The sequence below is a fragment of the Sphaerisporangium sp. NPDC005289 genome, assembly GCF_040607455.1.
Taxonomy (GTDB): Bacteria; Actinomycetota; Actinomycetes; order Streptosporangiales; family Streptosporangiaceae; genus Sphaerisporangium; species Sphaerisporangium rhizosphaerae.
Genome location: NZ_JBEXGS010000003.1, coordinates 308,916 through 322,870, shown reverse-complemented (window position 1 = coordinate 322,870; position 13,955 = coordinate 308,916). Strand labels below are relative to the sequence as shown.

The 13,955-nt window shown below is 73.6% G+C and carries 11 protein-coding genes; 7 read left to right on the top strand and 4 right to left on the bottom strand.

Translation table 11 applies throughout. The features are described 5' to 3' along the window. Nucleotides 1-140: 140 nt before the first annotated feature. Entirely contained in the window at nt 141-1,466 is a 1,326-nt protein-coding gene (locus tag ABZT47_RS07065; protein WP_354837123.1) for a hypothetical protein, read from the bottom strand. A gap of 628 nt (nt 1,467-2,094) precedes the next feature. After that, nucleotides 2,095-3,606: an LCP family protein gene (locus ABZT47_RS07060; protein WP_354837121.1), complete on the bottom strand. Its 1,512-nt coding sequence runs from the start codon at nt 3,604-3,606 to the stop codon at nt 2,095-2,097. 70 nt (nt 3,607-3,676) lie between these two features. Here ABZT47_RS07060 and ABZT47_RS07055 point away from each other — a divergent pair, with 70 nt between their 5' ends. Next, complete coding sequence (locus ABZT47_RS07055) at nt 3,677-4,708, top strand: glycosyltransferase family 2 protein (RefSeq protein WP_354837608.1); 1,032 nt, start codon at nt 3,677-3,679, stop codon at nt 4,706-4,708. 258 nt (nt 4,709-4,966) lie between these two features. Here ABZT47_RS07055 and ABZT47_RS07050 read toward each other — a convergent pair whose 3' ends face one another. Further along, nucleotides 4,967-6,352: a bifunctional cytidylyltransferase/SDR family oxidoreductase gene (locus tag ABZT47_RS07050; protein ID WP_354837119.1), complete on the bottom strand. Its 1,386-nt coding sequence runs from the start codon at nt 6,350-6,352 to the stop codon at nt 4,967-4,969. A 306-nt stretch (nt 6,353-6,658) separates the two neighbouring features. Here ABZT47_RS07050 and ABZT47_RS07045 point away from each other — a divergent pair, with 306 nt between their 5' ends. From ABZT47_RS07045 to ABZT47_RS07020, 6 genes are all read left to right on the top strand, one after another. After that, a complete protein-coding gene (locus ABZT47_RS07045) occupies nt 6,659-8,608 on the top strand; it encodes a CDP-alcohol phosphatidyltransferase family protein (protein ID WP_354837117.1) in 1,950 nt (649 codons plus the stop codon). A 17-nt stretch (nt 8,609-8,625) separates the two neighbouring features. Next, nucleotides 8,626-9,234 (top strand): DUF5941 domain-containing protein, encoded by a 609-nt coding sequence (locus ABZT47_RS07040; protein WP_354837115.1) that lies wholly within the window; start codon nt 8,626-8,628, stop codon nt 9,232-9,234. Nucleotides 9,235-9,421: 187 nt separating this feature from the next. Next, entirely contained in the window at nt 9,422-10,156 is a 735-nt protein-coding gene (locus tag ABZT47_RS07035; protein WP_354837113.1) for a phosphocholine cytidylyltransferase family protein, read from the top strand. Between the two features lie 181 nt (nt 10,157-10,337). Next, nucleotides 10,338-11,396: an iron-containing alcohol dehydrogenase family protein gene (locus tag ABZT47_RS07030; RefSeq protein ID WP_354837111.1), complete on the top strand. Its 1,059-nt coding sequence runs from the start codon at nt 10,338-10,340 to the stop codon at nt 11,394-11,396. Then, complete coding sequence (locus tag ABZT47_RS07025) at nt 11,374-12,153, top strand: CDP-alcohol phosphatidyltransferase family protein (protein WP_354837109.1); 780 nt, start codon at nt 11,374-11,376, stop codon at nt 12,151-12,153. Before ABZT47_RS07030 ends, ABZT47_RS07025 begins: the two co-directional genes overlap by 23 nt. Before the next feature lie 213 nt (nt 12,154-12,366). After that, nucleotides 12,367-13,263 carry a glycosyltransferase gene (locus tag ABZT47_RS07020; RefSeq protein ID WP_354837107.1) on the top strand — a complete coding sequence of 299 codons (897 nt, stop codon included), beginning with the start codon at nt 12,367-12,369 and terminating at the stop codon, nt 13,261-13,263. Nucleotides 13,264-13,288: 25 nt separating this feature from the next. On the opposite strand, the gene ABZT47_RS07015 is transcribed toward ABZT47_RS07020, so the two are convergent. Continuing rightward, entirely contained in the window at nt 13,289-13,951 is a 663-nt protein-coding gene (locus tag ABZT47_RS07015) for a methyltransferase domain-containing protein (RefSeq protein WP_354837105.1), read from the bottom strand. Between the last annotated feature and the right edge of the window lie 4 nt (nt 13,952-13,955).

Sequence of the window (13,955 nt, the reverse complement as noted above, 5' to 3'; positions counted from 1 at the left end):
GGTGTGGCCGGCGCAGGCGTGGACGGCCTGGTCTCCGTTGCCCTGTGCCCGACGCTGTCCAAGCCTCGTCCTCCCCTCCCGTGGTGGCCGCACGATGGCCATCACCGTGGCGTGCCGCTCAGGCCGGTGTCAACGCGGGTTCACCCTTCCTTGCCCAGGGCGTCCAGCATGTCCCGGACGCCGCCCGCGGTCACGGTGCGCGGCAGCGCGGTGATGCGCGCGTCCATGTAGTGGCTCCGGTCGCTGCGGGCATGGTAGGTGATGCGGCACGACACCTGCCCGGTGCTGTTCGGCCGCATGACCAGCCGGCGCGTGCACGAGCCGACCGGCGAACCGTCCAGGCGGAAGCCGATGGTGACGTCCACGGCCACCTTCGCGTCCTCGCCGTGGCCGGGGTCCTGGCCGGCCAGGCGGTTGGTGAGCCGCGCGTGCGCGGTGCAGGCCGAGGAGTCGCAGGGCGACAGGCCGCCGGTGCCCTTCACCGCGACGCTGACCCGGGAGTCGATCGACGAGCGCAGCCCGCGCACCCGGGTTTTCAGCGCCGCGAGCGAGGTGCCCACGTCCTCGGCGGTCATCTCCGTCAGGTCCAGGTGCCCCTGGGCGCGCCGCGCCCGGGCCGGAGCCGCCGTGACGCGGGCGGGGGGCCGGGAGAAGACGGCGTGCGTCAGGTCGGGGCCGGCGGTCTCGGCGCCGGTGCCGGTGCCCTCGTCACCGTCCACCCCTCCGTCGGTGCCGGTGCCCCCGTGACCGTCCGCGCCCCCGTCGGTGCCTGTGCCGCCGTCGGTGCCGGTGTCCCCGTCGGTGTCCGGCTCGCGCTCGGGCGTTCCGGGCATCTCGATGCGGACGACGCGGTACGGCGGCGCCGTGGTCAGGTAGACGTGGCCGAACGGCAGGCGCAGCTTCTCCACCGCGACGCCGTTCACCCGGTCCTCGGCGCCGGGCTCCGGCTCCGGTCTGCTCCCCGGGGGGACGATCATCCGCGCCAGCCGGGCGGGCGTCAGGCCGTCGAAGGCGGTGACCGGCCCCTTGCCCGGGGCGACCTTGACCCACTTGCCGACGTAGCTCCCGGCCACGGACGCGGCGACGCCGCGCGCGGCGCTCCAGTAGTCCCGCCCGCCCTTGACGAAGGTGTTGCCGGAGGAGGACCCGGCCACCGACAGCACGCTCACCTTGGCGTCCTCCAGGTCGAGCGTGCCGTACGCGGTGCCGTGCCGCAGCACCATGACGTTCAGGCCCACGGTGTTGGAGGACCCGGCCAGCGTGCCCTTGTAGCGGATGCCCGGGAGCCGCTCCAGGGCCGCGACCGCCTGCGTGAGGCGGCCGGCGGTGTCCGGAGCGGACGGCGTGGCCGAGCCGGACGGCCCGGCCTTCGGTTCCCGGCCGGGGGCGGCGGCGGACAGCGCGACCAGTCCCGCCCCGGCGGCCCCGGCCAGGACGGCCAGCGCGATCGCGCCGCCGATCAGCACCTTGCGCCCCCGACCCCCGGACGGCGGCGCCGGAGGCTGGTCGGAGGTGAACGGGGGCTGCCCGTGCGGGGCCCCGTGCGGGGGCTGTCCGGGCGTGAACGGGGGCCGCCCGTGCTGGAACCCGTGCGGGGGCTGATCAGGCGGAAACGGAGGCATGCCCTGCGGAGGCCGTCCGTGCGGGGGCAGGCCGGGCGCGGAGCCGAAGGAAGGTCGGCCGGGCGGGCCGCCGTACGGGGGCCGGCCTTGCGGGGGCTGCCCGGGTGGGGCGTCGTACGGGTGTTGACCGGGCGGGGAGCCGTACGGGAGCTGCCCGGGTGGGGCGTCGTATGGGGGTTGACCGGGCGGGGAGCCGTACGGAGGTTGACCAGGCGGGGCGTCGTGCGGGGGCCGGGCAGGTGGAGGGCCGTGCGGGGGCCGGGCCGGCGGGGAGCCGTAGGGCGGCGGCCCGGGTGGGGGCGTGTTCGGAGGCCGGCCGGGTCCCGCACCCGTCGGGTCATTCATGGATCGTTGCTCCCCCCGTCAACCCAAAATGCGGTTATGGCGGGAAATCTTAGTGAAGAAACGTAAATAGCGAGATGTGAGGTTATTTACCGGTCCGAGGGGCGACATCGCCGTAGGGGGCCGGGCGTCACTTCTTGCAGATGTTCTCGGTCGCGGTCTTCGCCACCGGCGTCGCCGTGGCCGTGGCAGACGGAGTCACCGTCGCCACCGGCTCCTTGACGGTGACCTTCTTGGTCCCGGAGTACTCGGTGCCCACGACCACCTCGATGCCCGGGACGTCCGCCTGGCGCAGCTCGGCGCCGGGGATCGCGGCGGCGACGGTGCGGGCGGAATCCTCCCGCCCGGCCGGGTAGCGGACCAGGGTGCCGGTGTGGTTGCGCGGCGTGGTGTCCCCGGGAGGAGCGGGCACCTGGAACCCCTGCTTCAGCAGGTCGTTCTTGGTGCGCGCGCCCAAACCCGTGACGGCGGTGCCGTTGACGACCCGGACCGTGATGCGCGAGGGCGGGACGGTGAGCGCGGCGGCAGAGGGCGAGGCGGAGGCCGAGGCAGAGGGCGACGGGCTCGCGCTCGTGGAGGCGGTGGGCGCGACCAGGGGTTCGTCCGCCTTGATGCGGGCGAACAGGTCGCGGGCCGCCGTCTTGTCCCACAGCACCGCCGACTCGCCCGTGGGGGCCTTGTAGTCGACATCCGCCAGCGGCACCGTCGTGAAGGACACGTCGTCGGTCGAGACGTCCTTGAGCTGGTCGGCCAGCCCGAGAAGGTCTTTGGCCAGGGGCTGGTCGACGGTGAGGAGCTTCAGCGTCGAGGAGACCAGCGAGGTGAGCCTCGCCGGGTTGGCCAGTGTGCCGCCGCTCAGCGCCCGCTGGAGCAGGGCGGAGATGACCTGCTGCTGGCGGTCGATGCGGTCGAGGTCGGAGCGGGCGGTGGCGCGGGTGCGGGCGTAGAACAGCGCCTTGACCCCGTCCAGCCGGTAGGTGCCGGGCTGCAGCTTGAACCCCGTGTGGGTGTCGTCGATGGCGACCGGGGTGCACACCGAGACGCCGCCCAGGGCGTCCACGACGTTGATGAACCCCAGCACGTTGACCTCGACGTAGTGGTTGATGGTCAGCCCCGTGGCCTGGCGGACGGTCTTGACGGCGAGCGGCGCGCCGCCGAGCGAGTACGCCGAGTTGATCTTATGGGAGCCCTTGCCCGGGATGTCGACCCAGCTGTCGCGGGGGAGGCTCACCACGGTGACCTTCGAGTGGTCCTCCGAGAGGTGGATCACCATCATGGTGTCGGTGCGCTGGCCGACCTCCCTGCCGAGGTGCAGTTGGTTCTGCTGGCGGCGGGTGAGGTCGTCGCGCTTGTCGACCCCGACGAGCAGGATGTTCATCGCGCCCCGCGCGTCCGAGCCCGCCGTGCCCGCGTTCACCGATTTGATCTGGCTGGTGGCGTAGGTCGACAGGAACCACAGCACCCCCGAGCCGAGGAGCACCATGCTCGACAGGGCGCCGGTGACGATCAGGCCGCGCACGCCGGCCCGTGCCCGCTTCGTGCGGCGCTGCGACAGCCGGACGCCGCCGTAGGCGTCGCCGCCGACGTGGACGCCGGAGTCGTCGTCGGTCACCTGGTGGCCCCCTCCGCGTCGAACGCTCACCGGTGAGGACGCTCGCGCCGCCCGATGGGTTGCCGTCCCCACCCGCTCGTACAGTAGCGTGAGCGCCGCCATGAAGGAGTTCCCCGACTCGCCCCGAACCGGCCAGACCACTCGAGTCTGGCCGCCGATCTCGGTCGTCATGCCGGTGCTCAACGAAGAGCGGCACCTGCGCGAGGCCGTGCGGCAGGTTCTCGCCCAACGTTACGACGGTCCCATCGAGGTCGTCCTCGCCATCGGCCCGTCCCATGACCGCACGCAGGAGGTCGCCGACGCCCTCGCGGCCGAGGACCCCCGCGTGACGGTCGTGCCCAACCCGACCGGGCGCACCCCGAACGCGCTCAACGCCGCCATCGGCGCGTCCCGCAACGGGATCATCGCTCGCGTCGACGGGCACGCCATGCTCCCCGACGACTACCTCCAGGTGGCCGTCGAGACGCTCGAGAGCACCGGCGCCGACAACGTCGGCGGCATCATGGCCGCCGAGGGCGTCACGCCGTTCGAGCAGGCCGTGGCCCGCGCCATGACCTCCAAGATCGGTGTGGGCAACGCGCGGTTCCACACCGGTGGGCAGGCGGGTCCGGCCGACACCGTCTACCTCGGCGTCTTCCGCCGCGAGGCGCTCGCGCGGGTCGGCGGCTACGACGAGCACTTCCAGCGCGCCCAAGACTGGGAGATGAACCACCGCATCCGCGAGACCGGCGGCCTGGTGTGGTTCCAGCCGCGCATGCGCGTCTCCTACCGGCCGAGGCCCAGCGTGAAGGCCCTGGCCAAGCAGTACTTCCACTACGGGCGCTGGCGGCGGGTCGTGGCCCGCACCCACGAGGGCACGATCAACCTGCGCTACCTCGCCCCGCCGTTCGCGGTGGCGGCGATGCTGCTCGCGGTGCTCGTCTCGCCCTTCTACTGGCCCACTTTGCTGGTGCCGGGCGCGTACGTCGCGGCCATCGTGGCCGGCTCGGTGGCCACCGGCCGGGGGCTCTCCTCCGCGGCGCTGGCCCGGCTGCCGCTGGTCTACGCCACCATGCACCTGTCGTGGGGCTGGGGCTTCCTCACCAGCCCGCCCAGCCTCGGCAAGCCGCCACAGGAGGCGAGAGCACAGTAAGACCGGGGCGCCCCGGGAAGCCCGCACCCTTGGCGGCGGCCCGGCTCGGGCGTCCTGGCGGCCCCGGTTCACGAGGACGCCGGGAACGCCGGCGTCCCGGCCGGTGCAGAGCCTCCGGGCCGGTTCAGAGCCTTCCGGGGGGCCCGCCACGGCGGCCGGCGCCGGGACGTCGAGTGCCTGGCTCGTTCAGTGCCCCGCAGTGAGGTCGGCCGCCCGGCCGGCTCAGGGAGTGTCCGGGATGTCGAGCACCCGTCCCGCTCACGGGGTGCCGGGGACGTCGACCACGCGGCCGGTCAGGCCCGAGACGAGCAGGTCGAGGGTCACCTCGGCGACCGCGGCCGGCGACGGATCGTCGCCCATCCCCGCCGGCTCGGGGCTCACGCAGTTGACCCGCACGCCGGAGTCCGACCACTCCTGCGCCAGCGCCCGGGTCAGCTCGGCCGCGGCCGCCATCACCGTGGAGCGCAGGCCGCCGGCGGCCCCGTCCCCGACGCCGGACGGGAAGACCGCCGGCACCACCTGCCCCCCGGTCTCGCGCAGGTGCGGGAAGGCCGCCCTGGCGACGGTGACCGGGCCCAGCAGGCCGATCTGGACGGCCTCCGCCACCGCCGGCTCGGCGAGGTCCCGCAGTCGCCCGGCGCGCGGCACCCCCGAGACGTTGACCACGTGGTCGATGCGCCCGCTCTCCTTGGCGACCCGGCCGAGGACGTCGGACACCGAGGCGGGGTCCTCCACCCGGACGCCGTCCCGGTCGCGTGAGAAGCGGTGGACGGCGGCGCCGTACCCGGCCGCCAGCTCCGCGACCCGCGCCCCGACCCCGTCGTCACCGTCGCCGTCGTCGAAGACCACGACCGTGCCGCCCTCCAGGGCGCGGCGGCGGATGCGCGGCGCGGCGACGGCGGGAGCCGCCCGCCCGGCGAGCTCGAACAGCCTCTCGGCGATGTGCACGTCCACCCGGTGGGTGACCTTCATGTTGTGCTCGCTGCCCGGCACGAGGCGGATGGGGACCTCCGGGAGGTACCTGAGCACCACGCCGCAGTCGTCGGTGGCGGGCCGGTTCGCGAACTCCGGGTCGGCGAGGGCGCGCTCGTACGCCCTCCTGATCACCGAGAGCCGGAAGCCCTGCGGGGTCTGGACGCGCCGGAGCCGCGAACGGTCCGGGACGTCCTGGATGACCTCTCCGTGCGGGCCGGGCGCCGCGACCACCATCGTGTCCGAGGACGGGATCGCGGCGGTGACCGCGCGGTGGGTCCTGAGCGCCTCGACGCAGCCGGTGATGATGCGCGGCTCCACCAGCGGGCGCACCGCGTCGTGCAGGAGCACGTCGCACTCCTGCGGTCCGAGCGCCCGCAGGGCCCGCCAGGTGGACTCGGTGCGGCTCGCCCCACCCTCCACGACCTTGCTCACCTTGCCGAAGCCGCCGCGCCGGACGATCTCCTCGACCTCGGCGACATGGCCGGGCGCCATCAGGACGACGATCTCGTCGATCTCGGGCGCGGCCTCGAAGACGGCGAGCGTGTGCTCGATGATCGTCCGCCCGGCCACCCGCAGGAGCTGCTTGGGCATGCCGAGCCCGACCCGCTGCCCGACGCCGCCGGCGAGGACCACCCCGACGGTCCGCGGACGAGCTTCCTGTGCCGCCAAAGTCGAACTTCCCTTCCGATCCCTGTTCCGCCGACCCTACTGACCCCTACCCGCCGTCCACACCCCGCCACGGTCCTCGGCGCCCTCGGAGAAGGGCCGCCCCGTGATGCGTGCGGCCGGTTGCCGGGGTGTTCACTGATGGTCGGGGTTGGTCACCTTCCGTGGCGGGCGTCCGGGTCCATGGGGATATGGCGGCCGCCGGTGACCTGCGGATCGCCAGGGAACCCGCCGATGGGATTGCAAGCCCCGTGACGGCTCGGTTACGTTGCGGGGTGGACGATCCCCGGTCGCGGAAGGAGACCCCGGTTGCCTGAATCCGCGTACCCGCCCCCGGTACGGCCACCGAGCGCGCGTCCGTCCGCGAACCGTCCGGGGGAGCCGCCCGCCGTCAAGGCGCCGCCGGCCGTCGCCGTGGTCCTGGCCACCACTCCCGGAGCCCGCCTGGCGTGCGCCGAGGGCACGCTGGTCGACCGCCTGGCCGACCAGCTCCTCACCCTTGAGGTCACCAAGGTCGTGTCGGTGTTCCGGCCCGAACCGGCGACCGCGCGCGAACCGGCACACGACCCTGGCGGCGGCGCGACACCGGAGCCGGCCGGGCCGTTGGGCCCGTCCGAGCGGTTCGAGCGCTTCGAGACCTCCGGCACCGCCGGCGCCTCCGGGACCTCCCTGGCCTCGCGGACGACCGGGACGACCGGGACGACCGGGAACGTCGGCATCTCCGAAACGGTCGACGGGGGGAAGGGCGCCGAGGCGTCCGAGGCCGACACGGCGGTGGTCGAGGCCGTGATGGGCACCGGGGGCGACCCGGTGATCGAGGACGCGGGACGCGTGATCCGCAGCACCGGCCTGGTGGGTGATCTGCGCGCGGTGGCCGCCATCGCGCGGGCCGGCGGCGGGCCGGTCGCGGTGTTCCCCGGCGACCTGGTCGCGCACACCGAGGCGCTGGCCCTGCTGCTCGCCGACCCGGCGCGCGGCACCGGCGCGCTGGTCGCGGCCGAGCGCGATCTCCCGTCCCCGGCAAGCCCGGCGGCCCCGTCCTCGCGCGCGCCGGTCCGGGCGGAGCGGGGGCGGGTGGTCGCCGCGGGCAACTCCTTCCACACCGTGGCCGAGCCCAACGCCCGCTTCCGGGCGGTGCTGCACGTGGGCGAGGCCGACCTGGCGAGCCTCGCCGAGGTGGCCGAGGAGCTCGCCAACCTGGCCCGCGACCGCCGTCTGGGCGGCGCCGACGACTCCGAGGTCGCCGACCTCCTGCTGGCGGGGCTCGTCCGGGTCGGCGTGGCCGTGCGGGCGGTCCCCCTCGGGCTGCTGCACTGCGCCAGGATGAGCGGGCAGAGGGACGCCGACGCCGCCATCGTCCGGCTGGCCGAGGTGGACGAGGACCGCGCCCGCCTGGCCGCCGCCGTCAAGTCCGACGACGGCTTCGTCGCCACCTTCCTGGTGAGCTCCTGGTCGGGCCACCTCGTCCGGGCGGCGGCGCGGCTGGGGCTCACGCCGAACGCGGTGACCGGCCTGTCGGTCGGCCTGGCGGGCCTCTCGGCCGTGGCGTTCTCGGCCGGGCAGCGGCGCGCCCAGCTCGCCGGCGCCGTGCTGCTGTTCCTGTCGTTCGTCCTCGACTGCGTGGACGGGCAGCTCGCCCGCTACACCCGCGCCTTCTCGCCGCTCGGCGCCTGGTTGGACGCCACGTTCGACCGGGTCAAGGAGTACGTCGTGTACGTCGGCCTCGCGGTCGGGTACGCCGGCGGGGCCGACGGCGGCGTCACCGGGCCGCAGGGGGTCTGGGCCTTGGCGGTGGCGGCCATGCTGGTCCAGGCCATCCGTCACATGATCGACTTCTCGTACGCGGGGGCGCGGGCGGACGCCGCGGGCGTCGACCCCATCTGGGAGCGTCCCGGGCTCGGGGGCTCGCCCGACCTGCCGGTCCACGGCGGAGGCGACCTCTCGGGGGCGCCGTCCACCCCGGCGGCTGGCCGCAGGGGGCCGGCGGCGGGCGCGGCGGTCATGGCCGGCGGCACGGGGCCGGTGGCGGTGCGCCGTGGCGGGGGAGGGCTCGTGGTGCGGCTGTCGGCGCGGCTCGACCGCAACACCGCGTCGCGCTGGCTCAAGAAGATCATCGTGCTGCCGATCGGCGAGCGCATGGTGCTCATCGCGGTGACCGCGGGCCTGTTCAACGCGCGCGCCACCTTCCTGGCGCTGCTCGCGTGGGGCGGGGTGGCGGCGCTGTACACGCTGACCGGCCGAATCGCGAGGTCTCTTTGAGCACGACCACGATGCACATGACCAGGGTCCCGCGCAGCTCCGTGGTGACCTACCGGGACGACGGCGTCCTCGCGCGCGGCATGGGCCTGCTCGTCGCGGGCCAGCTCCCGCCGCTGCCGCCGGCGCTGGCCGGCGCGTTCGTGACCGGGGTGATGCTGCTCCTCGGCGTCGCGGGCGCCGACGGCCCGGCGGTCTTCGCGCCCGCCGTGGCGCTGATGCTCGCCGGGCCGGGCAGTTCCCACCCGCACGACGGGCGGCTCGACTGGCTGGTCCCGCCCATCCTGCGCCTGACCGAGTACGGGTTCGTGGCCTGCGTGGGCTTCGCGTGGGGCGTGCCGCGGGTGCTGGTGTTCGGGCTGCTCGGCGCGATGCTGTTCCACCACTACGACGTCGTGTACCGCTGCCGTCAGCACGTCTACCCGCCGCCCTGGCTGGCGTCCGCGGGCCTGGGCTGGGAGGGCCGCATGCTGCTGGTGGCGCTCGGGGCCCTGCTCGGCATCGTCACGCCGGTGTTCGCGCTGCTGGCGCTCTACCTGTCGGCGCTGTTCTGCTGGGAGAGCGTCACCTGCTGGCTGGCCGCGCCGCGGTCGGGCGTCGAGGCGGCCGACCTCGGAGGCCAGGACTGACCGGTCGCGCGACGGCCGGCGGCGAGCTTGGGGCGGCGAGCAGCGGTGAGCCCGGGGCGGCGGCATCGCACCCGCATTGCCAACGTTTGGTCGGGTAACGGAATAGGTGAACTCCGGATTACACGATCACCACCCCCAGGCAACTAACCTTTGGCCTACACATGCTGGCCTGATAGAGGAGTGCACGTTGCTGGGAATGGTACTGGCCGCCGGGGCCGGGCGGCGCCTGCGGCCGTACACCGACACGCTGCCCAAGGCGCTCGTGCCGGTCGACGGAGAGACCACGATCCTCGACATCGCCCTGCGGAATCTCGCGGCGGTCGACCTGCGCGATGTCGTGGTGATCGTCGGCTACGCGGCACAGGCGGTCCACGACCGCAAGGCCGAGCTCGAGCGGCGGCATGACGTGAAGCTCACCCTCGTGCACAACGACAAGGCCGAGGAGTGGAACAACGCCTACTCCCTCTGGTGCGCGCGCGACCACTTCGCCGAGGGCGCGCTGCTGGTGAACGGCGACACCGTCCACCCCGTCTCGGTCGAGCGCACGCTGCTGTCCGCGCCCGCGACCAGCGACATCCTCCTCGCCGTCGACGACGTCAAGCGGCTGGCCGACGAGGAGATGAAGGTCACCCTCGACGAGGGCGGCCACCTGGCGCGCATCACCAAGCTGATGGACCCGGCCGAGGCGTTCGGCGAGTACATCGGCGCCACGCTCATCCGGCCCGCGGCGGCCGAGCGCCTCGCCGACGCGCTGAAGGCCACCTTCGAGCGCGACCCGCAGCTGTACTACGAGGACGGGTACGGCGAGATGGTCGCCAGGGGCGAGAAGATCGCCGTCGCGCCCATCGGCAAGGTCGACTGGGTGGAAGTGGACAACCACGACGACCTCGCCCGGGCCAGGGAGATCGCGTGCACCTACTAGCCGAGCCGCCGGCGGTCACCCGGCCGCCGGCCCGCGGCACGACGACGGCCGGCGCCTGGTCGCCGGGTGTCCGGCCGACGGACACCTGGTCGCCGGACGTCCGGTCGACGGGACCCGCGCCGACGGATGCCCCGCCGGCCGGGGCCAGGTCGGCGGGGGCAGCGAGAGGGCGGGAGCCGCGATGCCGCTTCTAGCACGCATGCTCATGGCCCCGCTGACCATGGAGGTCCGCCGTGGCGCGGTCGCCGAGCTCGGCGCGCTGCTCGCCGACAGCCGGGTGGCCACCTCCGGACGGGTCGCCGTGGCCGTCGGAGCCGGGCAGGGCGCCCACATCTCCGGGCTGATCGCGCCGACGCTGTGCGACGCCGAGGTCTTCCGCGTCCCCGACGGGTCGGTGGACTCCGCCGTGTCGCTGGGCGCCGACCTGCGCAAGGGCGCCTACGAGGCCGTGGTCGGCATCGGCGGCGGCAAGACGATCGACGTGACCAAGTACGCCGCGTCGCTGGCCGGCATCCCGATGGTCGCCGTCGCCACGAACCTCTCCCATGACGGCATCTGCTCCCCGGTCTCCTCGCTGGAGCACGAGAGCGGCAAGGGGTCGTTCGGCGTGCCGATGCCGCTGGCGATCCTCGTCGACCTCGACTTCGTCCACGGCGCCCCTCCGGCGCTCGTGCGGTCGGGCGTCGGCGACGTGATCAGCAACCTGTCGGCCATCGACGACTGGCAGCTCGGCAGCGTCGAGCGCGGCGAGCCCATCGACGGCCTGGCGGTGTCGATGGCGCGCACCAGCGCCGAGGCCGTGCTGGGACGGGTGGACTCGGTCGAGTCCGACGCGTTCCTGACGGTCCTGGCCGAGTCGCTGATCCTGTCCGGCATGTCGATGGTCGTCGCCGGGTCCTCGCGTCCCAGCAGCGGCGGGGATCATGAGATCCTTCATGCCGTGGACCAGCTCTATCCAGGCACCTCCAACCACGGCGAGCTCGCCGGGGTCGGAGCGGCCTTCTGCTTCTTCCTGCGGGAGGACGAGCACCGGCTGTCGCAGATCACCGGCTGCCTGCGCCGTCACGGCCTGCCGGTGACCCCCTCCGACGTCGGTCTGACGGCCGAGCAGTTCACCGCCGCGGTGATGCTGGCTCCGTCGACCCGTCCCGGGCGGTACACGATTCTTGAGCACCTGCGCCTGTCCGAGGCCGAGGTGCGCGACCGGGTGGAGGAATATGTCCGGGCCGTCGGTCATTGAGCTGCGCGCGGTCGCGCAGCCGCAGACCACCATGGACCGCAACTCGGGCGAGCACTGGGCCGGCGCGCTCTACATGCGGAAGCTGTCGATCTACGTGACCTGGGCGCTGGCCCGCACGCCCATCTCGCCGAACCAGGTCACCGGCCTCATGATCGTCTCCGGACTGCTCGCCGGGGTCGTCCTGGCGCTGCCGGGCCTGTGGGCGGCGATCGCGGCCGCGGTGCTCATCCAGGTCTATCTGCTACTCGACTGCTCCGACGGCGAGCTGGCCCGGTGGACGCACCGCACGTCCATCACCGGCGTCTACCTCGACCGGGTGGGCCACTATTTCGCCGAGGCGGCCCTGCTGATCGGGCTCGGCTTCCGCGCCTCCGAGACGCTTCCCGACTGGTACACCGTGCTCGGGTTCGCCGCCGCCCTCGGCGCCATCCTGATCAAGTCCGAGACCGATCTGGTGGACGTCGCCCGGGCGCGCTCGGGGCTCGCGGCCACCTCGGAGGCCGCGGCCGAGCACTTCCAGTCGCGCCGGCTCGGCGCGGCACGCAAGGTCGCCGCGGCACTGCGTTTCCACCGGGTGATTCAGGCGGTCGAGCTGTCGATCCTCGCCGTGATCGCCGCGGTGGTGGACGCGGTGTGGGGAACGGTCGCGGGCGGCCTCACGGCCACCCAGGTGCTCACCGTGGCCTGCGTCGTGTTCGCCGTGCTGCAGACCGTCCTGCACCTCGTCAGCATCCTGGCGTCGAGGCGGCTGGCCTGAGATGAGCCGGGGCCGCTCGCGCGAGATGCGAATGCATCGGAACCGGCGGCGGCCCATCGGCGTCGTATCTCTGTCAAGAGCCGTCACCGGACTCACCGCCACTGTTTGGCGGGGGTTCGCCGACAGTTCCGATACGCTTATTTCGCAGTACCCGTCGACACCCAAGATGGCCCGCTCACACAGACTCGGTGAACATGACCCAATGCGTTCTCCATGCGTCGAGGCGATGACGCGTTGAAGATCTCGTGTGTCGTTCTCACCATGGGCAACCGCGTCGCCGAGCTCGACCGCGCGGTCGAGTCCGCGCTCACGCAGACCGACGGCGACGTCGAGGTCATCGTCGTGGGCAACGGCGCCGACGTGCCCGAGCTGGCCGTGATCCCGAACGGCTCGGCCACGGTACGCACCGTGCGCATCCCGCACAACGTCGGCATCCCCGAGGGACGCAACTACGGCGTGCGCGAGTGCACCGGCGACGTCGTGCTGTTCCTCGACGACGACGGCTGGTACGCCGACGACAAGGTGGCGGCGCACGTCCGCGAGCGCTTCGCCGCCGAGCCCGACCTCGCGGTCATCTCCTTCCGGGTGATGGACCCCGAGGGCGGCGTCGGCCAGCGGCGCCACGTCCCCCGGCTGCGCGCCGGCGACCCGCAGCGCTCCTCGCCGGTGACCACGTTCCTCGGCGGGGCCTGTGCGATCAGGCGTTCGGCCTTCCTGCAGGTCGGCGGCCTGCCGGGGCGTTTCTTCTACGCCCACGAAGAGACCGACCTGGCCTGGCGCCTGCTCGGCGAGGGCTACCGCATCGAGTACGACGCCGACGCCGTCATGTACCACCCGCAGGTGCCGCCGACCCGCCACGCCGACTTCTACCGGCTGAACGCCCGCAACCGGGTCTGGCTGGCCCGCCGCAACCTCCCGTGGGCGCTCGCGGCCCTCTACCTGCTCGACTGGGTGCTGCTGACGCTCGTGCGCGAGCGGTCCTCGGTGGCGATCAAGTCCTGGTTCCGTGGTTTCAAGGAGGGCCTGCGCGAGCCGGCCGGCGAGCGCCGCCCCATGGCCTGGCGCACCGCCTGGCGCATGCTCCGCCTCGGCCGCCCTCCCATCGTCTGACCGACCACGCGAAGGGCCACCCCGTTCAGGCGTCCGCCGGCTGCGGGCGTGTCGCGCGCACGTGGTACATCATCGCCGGCAGGTCTCCCTGCGACTCGATCCGGAAACCGGCGTCGGGGATCAGCGTGCCGAGCAGTTCGGCGGGGCCGCGCCGCATCGCGGGGCCGGTCAGCAGGCCGACCAGATGGCCGGCCAGGTGACCCGTCGGCGGGCGGAACTCCACGATGAGCAGGCGCCCTCCCGGCCGCAGCACGCGGAACATCTGCCGTAACGCCTCCGGGCGGTCGCCGGACGGGATGTGGTGGACGGCGAGGCTGGACACCACCAGGTCGAACGACCGGTCAGGGAACGGCAGGTCCTGTCCCTCGCCCACGACGTAGTCGCAGTTGCCCGGGGCGCGGCGGCGCGCGTAGTCGACCATGGCGGGCGAGGGGTCGAGGCCGGTGACGTGCCCGCTCGGGGTGACCACCGGGGCGAGCACCCGGCTCAGGTATCCGGTGCCGCAGCCGACGTCCAGGACGCGCTCACCCGCCTTCGGCCTGGCGAGCGCCGCCAGGCGGGTGAAGACGGTGCGGCGCGCGCCGAGGAAGCCGACCGTGACGAAGAGCTCGTACGCGCGCGGACGGTCGATGGTGCCGCCCGCGTCGGCGTGCTCGGCGTGGTTGTGGAACACCTTTCCCAGGGCCATGATG